Source organism: Cytobacillus dafuensis (assembly GCF_007995155.1).
Classification (GTDB): Bacteria; Bacillota; Bacilli; order Bacillales; family Cytobacillaceae; genus Cytobacillus; species Cytobacillus dafuensis.
Genome location: NZ_CP042593.1, coordinates 128,168 through 145,913 on the forward strand (window position 1 = coordinate 128,168; position 17,746 = coordinate 145,913).

At 40.5% G+C, this 17,746-nt stretch carries 26 protein-coding genes; all 26 read left to right on the forward strand.

Annotation, left to right across the window (positions count from 1 at the left end):
• Positions 1-136 precede the first annotated feature (136 nt).
• Positions 137-3,736, forward strand: coding sequence for a DNA-directed RNA polymerase subunit beta' (gene rpoC / locus FSZ17_RS00660; RefSeq protein WP_057776531.1), 3,600 nt, complete (start codon positions 137-139; stop codon positions 3,734-3,736).
• A gap of 166 nt (positions 3,737-3,902) precedes the next feature.
• Positions 3,903-4,151, forward strand: a complete 249-nt coding sequence (locus tag FSZ17_RS00665) for a 50S ribosomal protein L7ae-like protein (protein ID WP_057776532.1) — start codon at positions 3,903-3,905, stop codon at positions 4,149-4,151.
• A 102-nt stretch (positions 4,152-4,253) separates the two neighbouring features.
• Complete coding sequence (rpsL, locus tag FSZ17_RS00670; protein ID WP_057776533.1) at positions 4,254-4,676, forward strand: 30S ribosomal protein S12; 423 nt, start codon at positions 4,254-4,256, stop codon at positions 4,674-4,676.
• A gap of 40 nt (positions 4,677-4,716) precedes the next feature.
• Positions 4,717-5,187 (forward strand): 30S ribosomal protein S7, encoded by a 471-nt coding sequence (gene rpsG / locus FSZ17_RS00675; RefSeq protein ID WP_057776534.1) that lies wholly within the window; start codon positions 4,717-4,719, stop codon positions 5,185-5,187.
• 51 nt (positions 5,188-5,238) lie between these two features.
• Complete coding sequence (fusA, locus tag FSZ17_RS00680; RefSeq protein WP_057776535.1) at positions 5,239-7,317, forward strand: elongation factor G; 2,079 nt, start codon at positions 5,239-5,241, stop codon at positions 7,315-7,317.
• 123 nt (positions 7,318-7,440) lie between these two features.
• A complete protein-coding gene (gene tuf, locus FSZ17_RS00685) occupies positions 7,441-8,628 on the forward strand; it encodes an elongation factor Tu (protein ID WP_057776536.1) in 1,188 nt (395 codons plus the stop codon).
• A gap of 423 nt (positions 8,629-9,051) precedes the next feature.
• Positions 9,052-9,360, forward strand: coding sequence for a 30S ribosomal protein S10 (gene rpsJ, locus FSZ17_RS00690; RefSeq protein WP_003348621.1), 309 nt, complete (start codon positions 9,052-9,054; stop codon positions 9,358-9,360).
• Between the two features lie 39 nt (positions 9,361-9,399).
• Entirely contained in the window at positions 9,400-10,026 is a 627-nt protein-coding gene (gene rplC / locus FSZ17_RS00695) for a 50S ribosomal protein L3 (RefSeq protein WP_057776537.1), read from the forward strand.
• 27 nt (positions 10,027-10,053) lie between these two features.
• A complete protein-coding gene (gene rplD, locus FSZ17_RS00700) occupies positions 10,054-10,677 on the forward strand; it encodes a 50S ribosomal protein L4 (protein ID WP_057776538.1) in 624 nt (207 codons plus the stop codon).
• Positions 10,677-10,961, forward strand: coding sequence for a 50S ribosomal protein L23 (gene rplW, locus FSZ17_RS00705; protein WP_057776539.1), 285 nt, complete (start codon positions 10,677-10,679; stop codon positions 10,959-10,961). Before rplD ends, rplW begins: the two co-directional genes overlap by 1 nt.
• 26 nt (positions 10,962-10,987) lie before the next feature.
• Positions 10,988-11,818 carry a 50S ribosomal protein L2 gene (gene rplB / locus FSZ17_RS00710; RefSeq protein WP_057776540.1) on the forward strand — a complete coding sequence of 277 codons (831 nt, stop codon included), beginning with the start codon at positions 10,988-10,990 and terminating at the stop codon, positions 11,816-11,818.
• A 60-nt stretch (positions 11,819-11,878) separates the two neighbouring features.
• Complete coding sequence (gene rpsS / locus FSZ17_RS00715) at positions 11,879-12,157, forward strand: 30S ribosomal protein S19 (RefSeq protein WP_057776541.1); 279 nt, start codon at positions 11,879-11,881, stop codon at positions 12,155-12,157.
• Between the two features lie 18 nt (positions 12,158-12,175).
• Positions 12,176-12,517 (forward strand): 50S ribosomal protein L22, encoded by a 342-nt coding sequence (gene rplV, locus FSZ17_RS00720; protein WP_009336582.1) that lies wholly within the window; start codon positions 12,176-12,178, stop codon positions 12,515-12,517.
• 3 nt (positions 12,518-12,520) lie between these two features.
• A complete protein-coding gene (gene rpsC / locus FSZ17_RS00725; RefSeq protein WP_057776542.1) occupies positions 12,521-13,177 on the forward strand; it encodes a 30S ribosomal protein S3 in 657 nt (218 codons plus the stop codon).
• Position 13,178: 1 nt separating this feature from the next.
• On the forward strand, positions 13,179-13,613 hold the full coding sequence (gene rplP, locus FSZ17_RS00730; protein ID WP_057776543.1) for a 50S ribosomal protein L16: 435 nt from the start codon (positions 13,179-13,181) through the stop codon (positions 13,611-13,613).
• The gene (rpmC, locus tag FSZ17_RS00735) at positions 13,603-13,803 is read left to right on the forward strand and encodes a 50S ribosomal protein L29 (RefSeq protein ID WP_057776544.1); all 201 of its coding nucleotides are present in this window, start codon (positions 13,603-13,605) and stop codon (positions 13,801-13,803) included. The genes rplP and rpmC overlap by 11 nt, the downstream gene beginning before the upstream one ends.
• Positions 13,804-13,824: 21 nt before the next feature.
• A complete protein-coding gene (gene rpsQ / locus FSZ17_RS00740; protein WP_057776545.1) occupies positions 13,825-14,088 on the forward strand; it encodes a 30S ribosomal protein S17 in 264 nt (87 codons plus the stop codon).
• A gap of 40 nt (positions 14,089-14,128) precedes the next feature.
• Entirely contained in the window at positions 14,129-14,497 is a 369-nt protein-coding gene (gene rplN / locus FSZ17_RS00745; RefSeq protein WP_057776546.1) for a 50S ribosomal protein L14, read from the forward strand.
• Between the two features lie 35 nt (positions 14,498-14,532).
• Positions 14,533-14,844 (forward strand): 50S ribosomal protein L24, encoded by a 312-nt coding sequence (gene rplX, locus FSZ17_RS00750; RefSeq protein ID WP_057776547.1) that lies wholly within the window; start codon positions 14,533-14,535, stop codon positions 14,842-14,844.
• A gap of 28 nt (positions 14,845-14,872) precedes the next feature.
• Positions 14,873-15,412: a 50S ribosomal protein L5 gene (rplE, locus tag FSZ17_RS00755; protein ID WP_057776548.1), complete on the forward strand. Its 540-nt coding sequence runs from the start codon at positions 14,873-14,875 to the stop codon at positions 15,410-15,412.
• Between the two features lie 25 nt (positions 15,413-15,437).
• A complete protein-coding gene (gene rpsN, locus FSZ17_RS00760; protein ID WP_009499044.1) occupies positions 15,438-15,623 on the forward strand; it encodes a 30S ribosomal protein S14 in 186 nt (61 codons plus the stop codon).
• 29 nt (positions 15,624-15,652) lie between these two features.
• A complete protein-coding gene (gene rpsH, locus FSZ17_RS00765) occupies positions 15,653-16,051 on the forward strand; it encodes a 30S ribosomal protein S8 (protein WP_057776549.1) in 399 nt (132 codons plus the stop codon).
• A gap of 31 nt (positions 16,052-16,082) precedes the next feature.
• Positions 16,083-16,622, forward strand: coding sequence for a 50S ribosomal protein L6 (gene rplF / locus FSZ17_RS00770; protein WP_057776550.1), 540 nt, complete (start codon positions 16,083-16,085; stop codon positions 16,620-16,622).
• Positions 16,623-16,654: 32 nt separating this feature from the next.
• Positions 16,655-17,017: a 50S ribosomal protein L18 gene (rplR, locus tag FSZ17_RS00775; RefSeq protein ID WP_057776551.1), complete on the forward strand. Its 363-nt coding sequence runs from the start codon at positions 16,655-16,657 to the stop codon at positions 17,015-17,017.
• 24 nt (positions 17,018-17,041) lie between these two features.
• Entirely contained in the window at positions 17,042-17,542 is a 501-nt protein-coding gene (gene rpsE, locus FSZ17_RS00780) for a 30S ribosomal protein S5 (protein ID WP_057776552.1), read from the forward strand.
• Positions 17,543-17,555: 13 nt separating this feature from the next.
• Entirely contained in the window at positions 17,556-17,738 is a 183-nt protein-coding gene (gene rpmD / locus FSZ17_RS00785) for a 50S ribosomal protein L30 (RefSeq protein ID WP_057776553.1), read from the forward strand.
• The last annotated feature ends 8 nt before the right edge of the window (positions 17,739-17,746 follow it).

Genomic DNA, 17,746 nt, shown 5'->3' on the forward strand with positions numbered 1-17,746 from the left:
ATGTTTTGCCTCTGTTCAATTGCCTCCGTTTTTAATAATTTTAAGCGGAGGCCGCTAGAACGAGTTAAATTCGCACCAAATTGCTTCATATGGGCAATATGGGCATAGCCCGGAGATCAAAAGGGAGGTAGGCCCCTTGATAGATGTAAATAATTTTGAGTATATGAAAATCGGTCTTGCTTCACCAGATAAAATTCGTTCTTGGTCACATGGTGAGGTAAAAAAACCAGAAACGATTAACTATCGTACATTAAAACCAGAAAAAGATGGTTTGTTTTGTGAGCGTATTTTTGGACCTACAAAGGACTGGGAATGCCATTGCGGAAAATACAAGCGTGTACGCTATAAAGGTGTAGTCTGTGATCGATGCGGTGTTGAAGTTACACGTGCAAAGGTCCGTCGTGAAAGAATGGGGCATATTGAACTTGCAGCTCCAGTTTCACACATTTGGTATTTTAAAGGAATTCCAAGCAGAATGGGACTTGTTCTTGACATGTCTCCTCGTGCGCTTGAAGAAGTGATTTATTTTGCTTCTTACGTAGTAACGGAGTCGGGCGATACAGCTCTTGAGAAAAAACAGCTGTTATCAGAAAAGGAATACCGTGCGTACCGTGAAAAATATGGTAATAAGTTTCAAGCTTCAATGGGTGCAGAGTCCATTAAAAAGCTTCTTTCAGATATTGATTTGAATAAAGAAGTTGATATTTTGAAAGAAGAATTAAAAACTGCACAAGGACAGCGTAGAACACGCGCAATTAAGCGTCTTGAAGTATTAGAAGCATTCCGTGGATCAGGCAATGAGCCATCATGGATGATCCTTGATGTTCTTCCTGTTATACCGCCAGAGCTTCGTCCGATGGTTCAACTTGATGGTGGCCGTTTTGCTACATCTGATTTGAACGATTTATACCGTCGTGTCATTAACCGAAATAACCGTTTAAAACGATTATTGGATCTTGGTGCGCCTAGTATTATTGTTCAAAACGAAAAACGGATGCTTCAAGAAGCAGTCGATGCACTGATCGATAATGGTCGTCGTGGCCGTCCAGTAACAGGTCCAGGAAATCGTCCGTTAAAATCGCTTTCCCATATGCTAAAAGGAAAGCAAGGCCGCTTCCGTCAAAACCTATTAGGGAAACGTGTAGACTATTCAGGTCGTTCGGTTATTGTTGTTGGACCGAATTTGAAAATGTATCAATGTGGTCTTCCGAAAGAAATGGCCTTAGAGCTATTTAAGCCATTCGTCATGAAAGAGTTAGTAGAAAAAGGCTTATCACATAATATTAAATCAGCAAAACGTAAAATTGAAAGAGTTCAGCCTGAAGTTTGGGATGTTTTAGAAAGTGTCATTAAAGAGCATCCAGTTCTTCTTAACCGTGCTCCAACTCTTCATAGATTGGGAATTCAAGCATTCGAACCAACATTGGTTGAGGGTCGTGCGATTCGTCTTCACCCGCTCGTATGTACAGCTTACAACGCTGACTTTGATGGTGACCAAATGGCTGTTCACGTTCCTCTTTCATCTGAGGCTCAAGCTGAAGCACGTCTATTAATGCTTGCAGCTCAAAATATCTTGAACCCGAAAGATGGAAAACCGGTTGTTACTCCTTCTCAGGATATGGTATTAGGTAACTACTATCTGACACTGGAAAGAGATGGCGCTGTTGGGGAAGGTATGATCTTTAAGGATATCAATGAAGCGCTTCTAGCTTATCAAAATGGATATGTTCATTTGCATACGCGTGTAGCTGTTCATGCTGGCTCCTTAAAGAATCCGCAATTTACACCAGAACAAAATCAAAAGCTATTGATTACAACAGTAGGAAAGCTTATTTTTAATGAGATTTTACCAGCGTCATTCCCGTATATTAATGAACCTACAAGACAAAATCTTGAGGTGGAAACTCCAGCTAAGTATTTTGTGGAAAAAGGTCAAGAAGTACTTTCTATTATTCGAGAAATGCCGCTTGTGGATCCATTTAAGAAGAAGATCCTTGGAAATATCATTGCAGAAGTATTCAAACGTTACAAGATTACAGAAACGTCTAAAATGCTTGATCGCATGAAAGATTTAGGTTTCAAACACTCTACAAAAGCTGGTATTACGGTCGGGGTTTCCGATATCGTTGTCCTAGGAGAGAAGAAACAAATCATTCATGAAGCTCAAGTTAAAGTTGACAATGTTATGAAGCAATTCAGACGTGGTCTTATTACTGAAGACGAGCGCTATGATCGTGTAATTTCGATTTGGAGTGCTGCAAAGGATTCAATCCAAGAAAAACTAATGAAGTCCCTTGAAAAATCGAACCCAATCTTTATGATGAGTGACTCTGGTGCCCGTGGTAACGCATCTAACTTTACTCAATTAGCGGGTATGCGTGGTCTGATGGCCAACCCAGCTGGACGTATTATTGAGTTGCCAATTAAATCAAGTTTCCGTGAAGGTTTAACGGTATTAGAATACTTTATTTCTACTCACGGTGCTCGTAAAGGTCTTGCCGATACAGCATTAAAAACAGCTGACTCTGGTTACTTAACTCGTCGTTTAGTAGATGTAGCACAAGATGTCATCGTTCGTGAAGATGATTGCGGAACAGATCGTGGTTTATTAATTAGTGCTTTAAAAGATGGCACTGAGATTATTGAGACACTTGAAGAGCGTCTAATCGGCAGATATGCCAGAAAAGCAATAAGACATCCAGAAACAAAAGAAGTGATTATTCCTGAAAATGGTCTAATTACTGAAGATCTTGCTGAGGAAGTTACAAATGCAAACGTTCAAGAGGTTTGGATTCGCTCTGCCTTTACATGTAATACACGTCATGGTGTGTGTAAGAAGTGTTATGGCCGTAATTTAGCAACTGGTCAAGAGGTTGAAGTAGGTGAAGCAGTTGGTATTATCGCTGCACAATCTATCGGTGAGCCGGGAACTCAGTTAACGATGCGTACATTCCATACAGGTGGAGTTGCTGGAGATGATATTACACAAGGTTTACCGCGTATTCAGGAATTGTTTGAAGCACGGAATCCTAAAGGTCTGGCAATTATCACTGAAATTGATGGTGTCGTAGTTGGAATTAATGAAGGCCGCGACCGTCAACACGAAATAATTGTTCAAGGGGAAGTGGAGTCCCGCACATATACAGCTCCATACACGGCTCGTCTAAAAGTGTCAATTAATGACACTGTAGAGTGTGGACAGGAACTAACAGAGGGCTCAATTGATCCGAAAGAATTAATTAGAGTGAAGGACGTTACAGCTGTTCAAGAGTATTTACTGCGTGAAGTTCAAAAAGTATACCGTATGCAAGGGGTAGAAATCGGCGATAAGCATATCGAAGTAATGGTACGTCAAATGCTTCGTAAAGTTCGTGTCATCGATGCTGCTGAAACAGATGTCCTTCCAGGTACACTGCTTGACATTCATCAATTTACAGATGCAAATGAAAAAGCACTTCTATCAGGTAAATTGCCAGCGACAGGTCGTCCAGTGTTGCTTGGAATTACGAAAGCATCTCTTGAAACAGATTCATTCCTATCTGCGGCATCCTTCCAAGAAACAACAAGAGTTCTTACGGATGCAGCCATTAAAGGAAAACGTGATGAATTATTAGGATTAAAGGAAAATGTTATCATTGGAAAACTTGTTCCAGCTGGAACGGGAATGCAGCGCTATCGTCGAGCTGAGCCTTACACAAATGAAGAGGTTATCGAGGACGCCGTAACAATAGAATAATAATGAATTTGCAATGCTTGCTGGAAAACTAGCAAGCATTGCATTTCCAAAAAAAACTATTAATTTTTTTCTAATAAAGCAAGAATGATTATTGACATAAAAAAATGAAGATGTTAATATAGCAAAGGTGCTCCTATTAACTCGATACTTTGGAGGATGTCCTTTAATGTCTTATGAAAAAGTATTGCAGGCAAAGGAAATTATAATAGGAACAAAGCAAACGATAAAAGCACTGAAGTCCAGAACAGCTAAAGAGGTTGTAGTAGCCAAAGACGCAGATCAAAAAGTGATTGCGAAAGTGATAAATACAGCATCTGAAGTAAACGTTCCGGTTTTGTATGTAGATTCAATGAAAAAGCTTGGAAACGCATGCGGAATTGAAGTTGGTGCGGCAACGGTTGCGATAATTAATTAAAAACTGTTTTTGTAGATAAGGTCTGCAAAGACTTTGTTTTTTGCATCAAAATGAACCACCTGGATGTGTGGGCTTAAACAAAAGTGAAGGGAGGACAATTCAATGCCAACTATTAACCAATTAGTGCGCAAGCCTCGTCAAACTAAAGAGGAAAAGTCAAAATCACCAGCACTAAACAAAGGATATAACAGCTTCAAAAAAGCACAAACAAATGTTTCTTCACCACAAAAACGCGGTGTTTGTACTCGTGTTGGTACAATGACACCGAAGAAACCGAACTCAGCGTTACGTAAATATGCGCGTGTACGTTTATCAAACGGAATCGAGGTAAATGCTTACATTCCGGGTATCGGACACAACCTGCAAGAGCACAGCGTAGTTCTAATTCGTGGCGGACGTGTAAAAGACTTACCAGGGGTACGTTATCACATCGTTCGTGGAGCATTAGATACAGCGGGTGTTGCTAACCGTATGCAAGGTCGTTCTAAATACGGTGCGAAGAGACCAAAAGCACCTAAGAAATAATATTAAACATTAGTAAGAATTTCTGAAAGGAGGAAATAATATGCCACGTAAAGGTCCTGTAGCAAAAAGAGACGTATTGCCGGATCCGATTTACAACTCAAAGCTTGTTAGCCGCCTAATCAACAAAATGATGATCGACGGTAAAAGAGGTAAGTCACAAGCTATTCTATATTCTGCATTTGACATCATCAGTGAGCGTACTGGTAAAGAGCCGATGGAAGTTTTCGATCAAGCGCTTAAGAACATCATGCCAGTACTTGAAGTAAAAGCTCGCCGTGTTGGTGGATCAAACTATCAAGTACCAGTTGAGGTGCGTCCTGATCGCCGTACAACTCTTGGTCTTCGTTGGTTAGTAAACTATTCTCGTCTACGCGGAGAAAAGACGATGGAAGAGCGTTTAGCTAACGAAATTCTTGATGCAGCTAACAACACTGGTGCATCAGTTAAGAAACGTGAAGATACACACAAAATGGCAGAAGCAAATAAAGCATTTGCTCACTACCGTTGGTAGAATTTATACCCTATATAAAATAATACTCAAACTAGGAAGGAGAAAGACCCAATGGCAAGAGAGTTCTCCTTAGATCATACTCGTAATATCGGTATCATGGCTCATATTGATGCCGGTAAAACAACAACAACTGAGCGTATTCTTTATTACACTGGTAAGATTCATAAAATCGGTGAAACTCATGAAGGTGCTTCTCAGATGGACTGGATGGAGCAAGAACAAGAGCGTGGTATTACGATTACATCTGCAGCAACAACTGCACAATGGAAAGGTAACCGCGTAAACATCATTGATACACCAGGACACGTGGATTTCACTGTTGAGGTTGAACGTTCACTTCGTGTACTTGATGGTGCTGTAACTGTACTTGATGCTCAATCTGGAGTAGAACCACAAACAGAAACAGTTTGGCGCCAAGCAACAACTTATGGCGTACCTCGTATTGTTTTTGTAAACAAAATGGATAAGCTTGGTGCAGACTTCTTATATTCTGTGAAGACGCTTCATGACCGTCTACAAGCTAATGCTGCCCCAATTCAATTACCTATCGGTGCTGAAGATCAATTCAGAGGCATCATTGATCTAGTTGAAATGGAAGCAACATTCTATGCAAATGATCTTGGTACAGATATCGAAGTGGGTGAAATCCCAGCAGAATTCGTGGATCAAGCTCAAGAATACCGCGAGAAATTAATCGAAGCAGTTGCTGAACTTGATGAAGAGCTTATGGAAAAATACCTTGGTGGCGAAGAAATCACGAAGGAAGAGCTAAAGGCTGCAATCCGTAAAGCAACTATAAATGTAGAATTCTACCCAGTTCTATGCGGAACAGCGTTTAAAAACAAAGGTGTTCAGAAGATGCTAGATGCAGCGATTGACTACCTTCCGTCTCCGGTTGATATTCCAGCTATTAAAGGTATTAATCCAGATACAGAAGAAGAGACAACTCGTCCTTCAGACGATGAGGCTCCATTCTCTGCACTTGCATTCAAAGTAATGACGGACCCTTATGTTGGTAAACTAACATTCTTCCGTGTTTACTCTGGTACATTGAGCTCAGGTTCATATGTTCAAAACTCAACTAAAGGTAAGCGTGAGCGCGTAGGACGTATCTTACAGATGCACGCAAACCACCGTCAAGAAATTTCTATCGTACATGCTGGAGATATCGCTGCTGCAGTTGGTCTTAAAGACACAACTACTGGTGATACACTATGTGACGAGAAAAATCTTGTTATTCTAGAATCTATGGAATTCCCAGAGCCAGTAATTCAATTATCTATCGAGCCGAAAACAAAGGCTGACCAAGATAAAATGACGACAGCTCTTCAAAAACTTCAAGAAGAAGATCCAACATTCCGTGCACATACTGACCAGGAAACTGGAGAAGTAATCATTGCAGGTATGGGTGAGCTTCACCTTGATATCCTTGTTGACCGTATGCGTCGTGAATTTAAAGTGGAAGCAAACGTTGGTGCACCTCAGGTTGCATACCGTGAAACTTTCCGTGCTTCAGCACAAGTTGAAGGTAAATTCGCTCGCCAATCTGGTGGACGCGGACAATATGGTCATGTTTGGATTGAATTCTCTCCAAACGAAGAAGGTAAAGGCTTTGAATTCGAAAATGGCATCGTTGGTGGGGTTGTTCCGCGTGAATATATTGCTCCTGTTCAAGCTGGTCTTGAAGATGCTCTAGACCGAGGAGTACTTGCTGGATTCCCGTTAGTGGATATTAAAGCAAGACTATTTGACGGATCATACCATGATGTAGACTCATCTGAAATGGCGTTTAAAATTGCGGCATCTATGGCCCTTAAAAATGCTGCTTCAAAATGTAGCCCTGTTATCCTTGAGCCAGTGATGAAAGTTGAAGTCATCATTCCTGAAGAATACTTGGGAGATATCATGGGTAACGTTACTTCTCGTCGTGGTCGTGTTGAAGGAATGGAAGCGCGCGGTAACGCACAAGTTGTTCGTGCAATGGTTCCACTTTCTGAAATGTTTGGATATGCTACTTCTTTACGTTCTAGCACGCAAGGTCGCGGTGTATTCTCAATGCATTTTGATCACTATGAAGAAGTTCCAAAATCAATTTCAGAAGAAATCATTAAAAAGCATAAAGGTGAATAATTTTAATTGATTTTACCTTTTTAATCAAGTATAACTACTATTGTAGGCATGCTGCGAATGGAGTAATCTTTTCGCAGCAGTTTAAAATACTTAATTTTTATAATTTAAAGGAGGATTTTCCTAATGGCAAAAGCTAAATTTGACCGTACAAAACCCCATGTAAACATTGGTACTATTGGACACGTTGACCATGGTAAAACAACTTTAACAGCTGCAATCACAACTGTTCTTGCGAAAGCAGGCGGCGGTGAAGCACGCGGATATGATCAAATCGATAACGCTCCAGAAGAAAAAGAGCGTGGAATCACAATCAACACTTCTCACGTTGAGTATGAAACTGCTAACCGTCACTATGCACACGTTGACTGCCCAGGACATGCTGACTACGTTAAAAACATGATCACTGGTGCTGCTCAAATGGACGGCGGTATCTTAGTAGTATCTGCTGCTGATGGTCCAATGCCACAAACTCGTGAGCACATCCTTCTTTCTCGTCAAGTAGGTGTACCTTTCCTTGTTGTATTCATGAACAAATGTGACATGGTAGACGATGAAGAGCTTCTTGAATTAGTAGAAATGGAAATTCGTGACCTTCTTTCTGAATACGAATTCCCTGGCGATGACATTCCAGTTGTTAAAGGTTCTGCTCTTAAAGCTCTTGAAGGCGAAGCTGCTTGGGAAGAGAAAATCATTGAACTTATGGCTGCTGTAGACGAGTACGTTCCAAACCCAACTCGTGAAACTGACAAACCATTCATGATGCCAGTTGAGGATGTATTCTCAATCACTGGTCGTGGTACAGTTGCTACTGGACGTGTTGAGCGTGGACAAGTTAAAGTTGGTGACGTAATCGAAATCACTGGTTTCACTGAAGAGCCAAAATCTACAACAGTAACTGGTGTAGAAATGTTCCGTAAGTTACTAGACTATGCTGAAGCTGGAGACAACATTGGTGCACTTCTTCGTGGGGTTGCTCGTGAAGATATCCAACGTGGTCAAGTTTTAGCAAAACCAGGTTCAATCAAGCCACACGTAAAATTCAAAGCTGAAGTTTACGTTTTATCTAAAGAAGAAGGTGGACGTCACACTCCATTCTTCACAAACTACCGTCCTCAGTTCTACTTCCGTACAACTGACGTAACTGGTATTTGTAATCTTCCTGAAGGCGTAGAAATGGTTATGCCTGGAGATAACATCGAAATGCACGTTGAGCTTATTGCTCCAATCGCAATCGAAGAAGGAACTAAGTTCTCTATTCGTGAAGGTGGACGTACTGTAGGCGCAGGCGTTGTTGCTACAATTGTAGAATAATTATAGATAAAGTAAGACTGGGTGGATGACGATCCACTCAGTTTTTTTATTCTAAAAATCTTGTTTCTTCTATAATAGAATCTACTTCACGAGTTATATAACTCTAAATGGAATCGGCTTCTGCATGAAACCAAATGTTAAATAACTTACGTTTTTCTAATCATATGAAATTACTGGATTGTTCATGTTGTGCTTGAAAATCAAGGTGAATGCCGATATAATTATACAAGTGTTCAAGAAACGAAGAAATTCTATTATTTCTATTGCATATTGAATATGATTTCTGTATAATAGACAATGTTGGTCTTTGACTGCGATGATGTGAAAGGTTGCTGACACACCCGGCCGCTTTGCCATGGCGAGTGTGTGGGAAATTTTCACGGAGAATGTCTATTTTAAAATAGGCGAAAAGGAGGGAAAATAATGGCAAAACAAAAAATTCGTATTCGTTTAAAAGCGTATGATCACAGAATCCTTGATCAATCTGCTGAAAAGATTGTTGAGACTGCAAAACGTTCTGGTGCGGCTGTTTCTGGTCCGATTCCATTACCAACTGAAAAGTCTGTATACACAATTCTTCGTGCGGTTCACAAGTATAAAGATTCTCGTGAGCAATTTGAAATGCGTACGCACAAACGTCTAATCGACATCATTAATCCAACACCACAAACTGTTGATTCATTAATGCGTTTAGACTTACCGTCAGGTGTAGATATCGAAATCAAACTTTAATGAAATAAATTATTTAACAATTTAGGAGGTGTGACTGAAATGACCAAAGGAATCTTAGGAAGAAAGATTGGTATGACTCAAGTGTTTGCTGAAAACGGTGATTTAATCCCGGTAACAGTTGTTGAGGCTGCTGGAAACGTTGTTCTTCAAGTTAAGTCTGTTGAAACTGATGGCTATGAAGCTATCCAAGTCGGTTTTGATGACAAGCGCGAGAAGTTATCAAACAAACCTGAAAAGGGCCATGTTGCAAAAGCTAACACTGCTCCTAAGCGCTTCGTTCGTGAATTGCGCGGAGTTAATTTAGGAGATTATGAAGTTGGTCAAGAAGTCAAAGTTGATATTTTCACAGCAGGAGAAACTGTTGATGTAACAGGTATCTCAAAGGGTAAAGGTTTCCAAGGTTCTATTAAGCGCCATGGACAATCTCGCGGACCTATGTCACACGGTTCTCGTTACCACCGTCGCCCTGGTTCAATGGGTCCTGTAGCTCCAAACCGCGTATTTAAAGGTAAATTGCTACCTGGTCGTATGGGCGGAGAACAAGTAACAGTTCAAAACCTTGAAATTGTAAAAGTTGACGTTGAACGCAACTTATTACTTATCAAAGGTAATGTACCTGGTGCTAAAAAAGCATTATTAAAAATTAAAACTGCGGTTAAAGCATAGTAATAAGTCGGAAAGGAGGAAATAAGAATGCCGAAAGTAGCATTATTTAACCAAAGCGGATCTAAAGTTGGTGAAGTTGAGCTAAAAGATACTGTCTTTGGAATCGAGCCTAACAACCATGTTTTATTCGAAGCTGTTGTTATGCAAAGAGCTTCTTTACGTCAAGGAACTCACAAAACAAAAATTCGTTCTGAAGTAGCAGGCGGCGGACGTAAACCATGGCGCCAAAAAGGCACAGGCCGTGCACGTCAAGGTTCTATCCGTTCTCCACAATGGCGCGGTGGTGGTACTGTATTTGGTCCTGTTCCACGCAGCTATAGCTACAAATTACCTAAAAAGGTTCGTCGCTTAGCGATTAAATCTGCATTATCTTCTAAAGTATTAGAAGAAAACATTTTAGTATTAGAAAGCCTTGCTTTCGAAACTCCAAAAACAAAAGACTTTAAAGGTGTATTAAAAGGTCTTTCAGTTGATTCTAGAGCGTTAATCGTAACAGCTGATCTAGATGAAAACGTAGCATTATCTGCTCGTAACATCCCAGGTGTAACTGTTGTAACTGCTGACGGAATTAATGTGTTGGATGTTTTAAATCATGATAAATTAATCATGACTAAGCAAGCTGTTGAAAAAGTAGAGGAGGTGCTTGCATAATGGATGCACGCGATATCATTAAGCGCCCCGTAATTACTGAAGCTTCTTCTGATTTAATGGCAGATAAAAAATATACGTTCGAAGTTGACGTTCGTGCTAACAAAACTCAAGTTAAAGACGCTGTAGAAGCAATCTTCGGTGTTAAAGTTGAGAAAGTAAACGTCATGAACTACAAAGGTAAATTCAAACGTATGGGACGTTTTGGTGGATACACTAACAAACGTCGTAAAGCAATTGTGAAATTAACAGCTGATAGCAAAGAAATCGAATTCTTTGAAGCTTAATATTTATTGAAGAGGAGGGAAATGAAATGGCGATTAAAAAGTATAAACCTACCTCTAATGGTCGTCGCGGAATGACAACTTCTGATTTTGCAGAGATTACGACTGACAAACCAGAAAAGTCCCTACTTGCTCCTTTAAAGAGAAAAGGTGGCCGTAACAACCAAGGTAAGTTAACTGTCCGTCATCAAGGTGGCGGTCATAAACGTCAATATCGTTTAATCGATTTTAAACGTACAAAAGATGGCATTCCAGGACGCGTTGCTACAATCGAGTACGATCCAAACCGTTCTGCGAACATCGCATTAATTAACTATGTGGATGGAGAAAAGCGTTACATCCTAGCTCCTAAAAACTTAGAAGTTGGAATGGAGATCATGTCAGGTCCTGAAGCTGACATCAAAGTAGGAAACGCACTTCCATTAGCTAACATCCCTGTGGGTACAGTAATCCACAACATCGAATTAAAACCTGGTAAGGGTGGACAACTAGTACGTTCTGCTGGTACTTCTGCTCAAGTACTTGGTAAAGAAGGCAAATACGTATTAGTACGTTTAAACTCTGGTGAAGTTCGTATGATCCTTGCTGAGTGCCGTGCTACTGTAGGTCAAGTTGGTAACGAACAACATGAACTTATCAACATTGGTAAAGCAGGACGTTCTCGTTGGTTAGGTAAGCGCCCAACTGTTCGTGGATCTGTAATGAACCCTAACGATCACCCACACGGTGGTGGTGAAGGACGTTCACCAATCGGACGTAAGTCTCCAATGTCTCCTTGGGGCAAACCAACACTTGGATTCAAAACACGCAAAAAATCAAACAAGTCGGATAAGTTTATTGTTCGTCGTCGTAAAAAATAACGGGATTGTCCTACGGTTCACATATAGAACCGTAGATCAATCGCGAAGGGAGGTTCAATCATGGGTCGCAGCTTAAAAAAAGGACCTTTTGTTGATGATCATTTAATGACAAAGATCGAAAAGCTAAATGAAACTGAAGGCAAACAAGTTGTAAAAACTTGGTCTCGCCGTTCTACGATCTTCCCACAATTCATCGGACACACAATTGCAGTTTACGATGGTCGTAAACATGTACCTGTATTTGTCACTGAAGACATGGTAGGCCACAAGCTTGGAGAATTCGCTCCAACACGTGCATACAAAGGCCATGGCAATGATGATAAGAAAACAAGACGTTAATGAGAGGAGGGCATTCATATGCAAGCTAAAGCTGTTGCAAGAACAGTTCGTATTGCTCCTCGTAAAGCTCGTTTAGTCGTAGATTTAATTCGAGGTAAGCAAGTAGGCGAAGCAGTAGCGATTTTAAATTTAACTCCAAAAGCTGCTTCTCCAATCGTAGAAAAAGTTTTAAAATCTGCATTAGCTAACGCTGAGCACAACTACGAAATGGACGTTAATAACTTAGTAGTTGCTCAAGCATTTGTTGACGAAGGACCAACATTAAAACGTTTCCGTCCTCGTGCAATGGGCCGTGCAAGCCAAATCAACAAACGTACTAGTCATATTACTATCGTTTTATCAGAAAAGAAGGAGGGGTAATCAGTGGGTCAAAAAGTAAATCCAGTCGGTTTGCGTATCGGTGTTATCCGTGATTGGGAATCAAAATGGTACGCAGGCAAAGACTATGCTGATCTTTTACACGAAGACCTTAAAGTTCGTGAGTACATCACAAAGCGTCTTAAAGATGCTTCTGTATCAAAAGTCGAAATCGAACGTGCAGCTAATCGTCTAAACGTCACTATTCACACTGCCAAGCCAGGAATGGTTATTGGTAAGGGTGGTACTGAGGTTGAAGCACTTCGTAAAGCACTTAACTCATTAACTGGCAAACGTGTACACATCAATATTCTTGAAATTAAGAAAGCTGATATCGATGCGAAATTAGTTGCGGAAAACATTGCTCGTCAATTAGAAGGCCGCGTTTCTTTCCGTCGTGCTCAAAAACAAACAATTCAACGTGCAATGCGCGCTGGTGCTAAAGGTATCAAAACTATGGTATCTGGACGCTTAGGCGGTGCTGATATCGCTCGTTCTGAGTCGTACAGCGAAGGAACAGTTCCACTTCATACTCTTCGTGCTGATATTGACTATGCTCACGCTGAAGCTGATACAACTTATGGTAAGCTTGGCGTAAAAGTATGGATCTATAAGGGAGAAGTCCTTCCTACTAAGAAGAAATCTGCGGAAGGAGGCAAATAATATGTTATTGCCAAAACGCGTAAAATATCGCCGTCAACACCGTGGAAAAATGCGTGGTAACGCTAAAGGCGGCACTGAAGTAACATTTGGTGAATTCGGATTACAAGCAACTGAAGCTTCTTGGATCACTAACCGCCAAATCGAATCTGCTCGTATCGCTATGACTCGTTATATGAAACGTGGCGGTAAAGTTTGGATCAAAATTTTCCCACACAAGCCTTACACTGCAAAGCCTCTAGAAGTCCGAATGGGTTCCGGTAAGGGTGCTCCAGAAGGTTGGGTAGCAGTTGTTAAGCCTGGTAAAGTAATGTTCGAAATTGCTGGTGTTTCTGAAGAAATCGCTCGTGAAGCACTTCGTCTTGCATCACACAAGCTTCCTGTAAAGTGTAAGTTTGTAAAACGTGAAGAAATTGGTGGTGAATCAAATGAAAGCTAATGATATTCGTGACCTTACCACTGCCGAAATTGAACAAAAAGTGAAATCATTAAAAGAAGAATTATTCAATCTTCGCTTTCAATTAGCGACTGGACAACTTGAAAACACAGCACGCATTCGTGAAGTTCGTAAATCGATCGCTCGTATGAAAACTGTGATTCGTGAAAGAGAAATTGGCTTTTCAAAGTGATATTGAGAGGAGGTTCGCACAATGAGTGAACGCAACCAACGCAAAGTTTACACTGGGCGTGTTGTTTCAGACAAAATGGATAAGACCGTTACTGTCCTTGTTGAAACTCACAAAAAACACCCATTATACGGTAAACGCGTTAAGTACTCTAAAAAATTCAAAGCTCATGATGAGCAAAACGTAGCGAAAACAGGCGATATCGTCCGTATTATGGAAACTCGCCCGCTTTCAGCGACAAAACGTTTCCGTTTAGTAGAAGTAGTAGAAAAAGCAGTTATTATCTAATTGTTCGGAAATAGCTTAATTCCGAAGGGAGGTTACACACATGATTCAACAAGAATCACGTTTGAAAGTTGCTGACAACTCTGGTGCTCGTGAAGTACTTACAATTAAAGTTCTTGGTGGCTCTGGCCGCAAAACTGCTAATATTGGCGACATTATCGTTTGTACAGTGAAACAAGCAACACCAGGTGGCGTTGTTAAAAAAGGTGATGTTGTTAAAGCCGTAATTGTTCGAACTAAGAGCGGAGTACGCCGTAATGACGGTACTTACATTCGTTTTGATGAAAACGCATGTGTAATTATTCGTGATGATAAGGGTCCTCGTGGAACTCGTATCTTCGGACCTGTTGCGCGTGAGTTACGTGACAGCAACTTCATGAAAATTGTTTCATTAGCTCCAGAAGTTCTATAATTTAAATTAAAATGCCTTTAAGGAGGTGCTTACGGATGCATGTAAAAAAAGGTGACAAAGTTATGGTCATCTCTGGTAAGGATAAAGGCAAAACAGGTGTTATTCTTGCAGCGTTTCCTAAACAAGACCGTGTTCTTGTTGAAGGAGTTAACATTGTAAAAAAACACTCTAAGCCTTCCCAAATGAACCCACAAGGTGGAATCAATAGCCAGGAGGCACCTATTCATGTATCAAATGTCATGCCTGTAGACCCTAAGTCTGGGAATCCAACACGTGTTGGCTACAAAACGGTTGATGGCAAAAAAGTACGTGTAGCAACAAAATCCGGTGAAGTTCTAGATAAATAGTTTATAGAAGAAGGGAGGTACTAATCACATGAACCGCCTAAAAGAAAAGTATACAAAAGAAATTACTCCTGCTCTTATGAGCAAGTTTAACTATAAATCAGTAATGCAAGTACCTACGATTGATAAAATCGTTATCAACATGGGTGTTGGTGATGCTGTTCAAAATGCTAAAGCATTAGATAATGCGGTTGAAGAGTTAGCGTTACTTTCTGGTCAAAAACCAGTTGTTACTCGTGCGAAAAACTCTATCGCTGGATTCCGTTTACGTGAAGGTATGCCTATCGGTGCTAAAGTTACACTACGCGGGGAGCGCATGTATGAGTTTTTCGATAAGTTAGTCTCTGTTTCCCTTCCACGTGTACGTGACTTCCGCGGTATCTCTAAAAAGTCTTTTGATGGACGCGGAAACTACACTTTAGGTATTAAAGAGCAGTTAATCTTCCCTGAGATTGATTACGATAAAGTAAGCAAAGTTCGTGGTATGGATATCGTTATCGTAACTACAGCTAATACTGATGAAGAAGCTCGTGAACTTTTAACTCAATTTGGAATGCCATTCCAAAAGTAATCGCTAAATAGAGGGAGGCGAAAACGTGGCTAAAAAGTCAATGATTGCGAAACAAAAACGCACGCCTAAATATAAGGTACAAGAATACACACGCTGCGAACGTTGCGGACGTCCACATTCTGTTTACCGTAAATTTAAGCTTTGCCGTATCTGTTTCCGTGAATTAGCATATAAAGGTCAAATTCCTGGCGTGAAAAAAGCTAGCTGGTAAACATAAGGTTTAGGAAGGAGGTAAAAACAATGGTCATGACAGATCCAATTGCAGATTTGCTTACTCGCATCCGTAATGCGAATATGGTACGTCACGAAAAATTAGAAGTTCCTGCTTCTAATATCAAAAAAGAGATTGCTGATATCTTAAAGCGTGAAGGTTTTGTACGCGATGTTGAGTTTATCGAAGATAACAAACAAGGTATCATCCGCATTTTCTTAAAATACGGTTCAAACAACGAACGTGTAATTACTGGTCTTAAGCGTATAAGCAAGCCTGGTCTTCGTGTATACGCAAAAGCTGACGAAGTGCCACGTGTACTTAACGGCCTTGGAATTGCACTAGTTTCTACTTCTCAAGGAGTTCTTACAGATAAAGAAGCTCGTGCTAAACAAGTTGGCGGAGAAGTATTAGCATACGTTTGGTAATAGAGTTTCTTAATGAATGGAGGTGCAATAAATGTCTCGTATAGGTAAAAAACCAATTGAAATTCCAACTGGTGTTACGGTTAATATCGATAGCAAAAACACTGTTACAGTAAAGGGTCCTAAAGGTGAACTTACACGTTCATTCAACCCAGATTTAACGATTCAAGTAGAAGAAAATGTATTAACAGTTTCTCGTCCATCTGAATCAAAAGAGCACCGTACAATTCACGGTACTACTCGTGCATTAATATCAAACATGGTTGAAGGTGTATCTAAAGGCTTTGAAAAAGGTCTAGAGCTAATCGGGGTCGGTTACCGTGCTCAAAAACAAGGTAAAAAACTTGTATTAAACGTAGGATACTCTCACCCTGTTGAAATCGAACCTGAAGATGGTATTGAAGTTGAAGTTCCATCTAATACAAAGGTTATTGTTAAAGGTATCAGTAAAGAACGTGTTGGTGCATTAGCAGCTAACATTCGTGATGTTCGTCCTCCAGAGCCTTACAAAGGAAAAGGTATCCGTTATGAAGGCGAATATGTGCGTCGTAAAGAAGGTAAAACTGGTAAGTAATGCCGCATAGGTAAACGAAAGGAGTGACTTTAATGATTACGAAGGCTGATAAAAATGCAGTTCGTAAGAAAAGACATGGCCGTGTACGTGCTAAGCTTTCTGGAACTGAAACTCGTCCTCGTTTAAATGTGTTCCGCTCTAATAAGCATATTTATGCTCAATTAGTTGACGATGTTAAGGGAGTTACTTTAGCAAGTGCTTCTACTTTAGATAAAGAAATTAACCTTGAATCTACAGGTAATGTTGACGCAGCTACAAAGGTCGGAGAATTAGTTGCGAAGCGTGCAGTAGAAAAAGGAATTAAAGCTGTCGTATTTGACCGTGGGGGATACCTCTATCATGGCCGCATTCGAGCATTAGCAGATGCAGCTCGCGAGAACGGTTTAGAATTTTAATAGACAAAGGAGGGACACAAAAAGATGCGTCGTATTGATCCAAACAAACTTGAACTTGAAGAACGCGTAGTTACGGTTAATCGTGTAGCGAAGGTTGTTAAAGGTGGACGTCGTTTTCGTTTCTCTGCTCTTGTAGTAGTAGGTGACAAAAACGGTCATGTCGGCTTTGGTACTGGTAAAGCACAAGAAGTACCAGAAGCAATCCGTAAAGCGATTGAAGATGCAAAGAAAAACTTAATCGAAGTACCAATGGTTGGAACAACGATTCCTCACCAAGTTATTGGAAACTTTGGTGCTGGAGAAGTACTTTTAAAGCCTGCATATGAAGGTACTGGTGTTATCGCTGGTGGACCTGTTCGTGCGGTACTTGAATTAGCTGGTGTTGGTGATATCTTATCTAAATCTTTAGGTACAAACACACCAATCAACATGGTTCGTGCTACTTTGAACGGTTTAACACAATTAAAACGTGCTGAGGACGTAGCGAAATTACGTGGTAAATCAGTAGAAGAACTGTTAGGATAAGGAGGGAAATCAAATGGCGAATAAACTAGAAATTACCCTCACTCGCAGCGTGATTGGCCGCCCAGGTGACCAACGCGAAACAGTTAAAGCTCTTGGCTTACGCAAATTGCACCAAACAGTTGAGCATCAAGACAATCCAGCTATTCGCGGAATGATCAATAAAGTTGCTCACCTTGTTACGGTAAAAGAAATATAATTTTTTAC

What these genes read in the sequence shown, in the direction of transcription:
- FSZ17_RS00665 (WP_057776532.1), top strand. Translation starts at nt 3,903, where the DNA reads ATGTCTTATGAAAAAGTATTGCAGGCAAAGGAAATTATAATAGGAACA.
- rpsL (WP_057776533.1), top strand. Translation starts at nt 4,254, where the DNA reads ATGCCAACTATTAACCAATTAGTGCGCAAGCCTCGTCAAACTAAAGAG.
- rpsG (WP_057776534.1), top strand. Translation starts at nt 4,717, where the DNA reads ATGCCACGTAAAGGTCCTGTAGCAAAAAGAGACGTATTGCCGGATCCG.
- fusA (WP_057776535.1), top strand. Translation starts at nt 5,239, where the DNA reads ATGGCAAGAGAGTTCTCCTTAGATCATACTCGTAATATCGGTATCATG.
- tuf (WP_057776536.1), top strand. Translation starts at nt 7,441, where the DNA reads ATGGCAAAAGCTAAATTTGACCGTACAAAACCCCATGTAAACATTGGT.
- rpsJ (WP_003348621.1), top strand. Translation starts at nt 9,052, where the DNA reads ATGGCAAAACAAAAAATTCGTATTCGTTTAAAAGCGTATGATCACAGA.
- rplC (WP_057776537.1), top strand. Translation starts at nt 9,400, where the DNA reads ATGACCAAAGGAATCTTAGGAAGAAAGATTGGTATGACTCAAGTGTTT.
- rplD (WP_057776538.1), top strand. Translation starts at nt 10,054, where the DNA reads ATGCCGAAAGTAGCATTATTTAACCAAAGCGGATCTAAAGTTGGTGAA.
- rplW (WP_057776539.1), top strand. Translation starts at nt 10,677, where the DNA reads ATGGATGCACGCGATATCATTAAGCGCCCCGTAATTACTGAAGCTTCT.
- rplB (WP_057776540.1), top strand. Translation starts at nt 10,988, where the DNA reads ATGGCGATTAAAAAGTATAAACCTACCTCTAATGGTCGTCGCGGAATG.
- rpsS (WP_057776541.1), top strand. Translation starts at nt 11,879, where the DNA reads ATGGGTCGCAGCTTAAAAAAAGGACCTTTTGTTGATGATCATTTAATG.
- rplV (WP_009336582.1), top strand. Translation starts at nt 12,176, where the DNA reads ATGCAAGCTAAAGCTGTTGCAAGAACAGTTCGTATTGCTCCTCGTAAA.
- rplP (WP_057776543.1), top strand. Translation starts at nt 13,179, where the DNA reads ATGTTATTGCCAAAACGCGTAAAATATCGCCGTCAACACCGTGGAAAA.
- rpmC (WP_057776544.1), top strand. Translation starts at nt 13,603, where the DNA reads ATGAAAGCTAATGATATTCGTGACCTTACCACTGCCGAAATTGAACAA.
- rpsQ (WP_057776545.1), top strand. Translation starts at nt 13,825, where the DNA reads ATGAGTGAACGCAACCAACGCAAAGTTTACACTGGGCGTGTTGTTTCA.
- rplN (WP_057776546.1), top strand. Translation starts at nt 14,129, where the DNA reads ATGATTCAACAAGAATCACGTTTGAAAGTTGCTGACAACTCTGGTGCT.
- rplX (WP_057776547.1), top strand. Translation starts at nt 14,533, where the DNA reads ATGCATGTAAAAAAAGGTGACAAAGTTATGGTCATCTCTGGTAAGGAT.
- rplE (WP_057776548.1), top strand. Translation starts at nt 14,873, where the DNA reads ATGAACCGCCTAAAAGAAAAGTATACAAAAGAAATTACTCCTGCTCTT.
- rpsH (WP_057776549.1), top strand. Translation starts at nt 15,653, where the DNA reads ATGGTCATGACAGATCCAATTGCAGATTTGCTTACTCGCATCCGTAAT.
- rplF (WP_057776550.1), top strand. Translation starts at nt 16,083, where the DNA reads ATGTCTCGTATAGGTAAAAAACCAATTGAAATTCCAACTGGTGTTACG.
- rplR (WP_057776551.1), top strand. Translation starts at nt 16,655, where the DNA reads ATGATTACGAAGGCTGATAAAAATGCAGTTCGTAAGAAAAGACATGGC.
- rpsE (WP_057776552.1), top strand. Translation starts at nt 17,042, where the DNA reads ATGCGTCGTATTGATCCAAACAAACTTGAACTTGAAGAACGCGTAGTT.
- rpmD (WP_057776553.1), top strand. Translation starts at nt 17,556, where the DNA reads ATGGCGAATAAACTAGAAATTACCCTCACTCGCAGCGTGATTGGCCGC.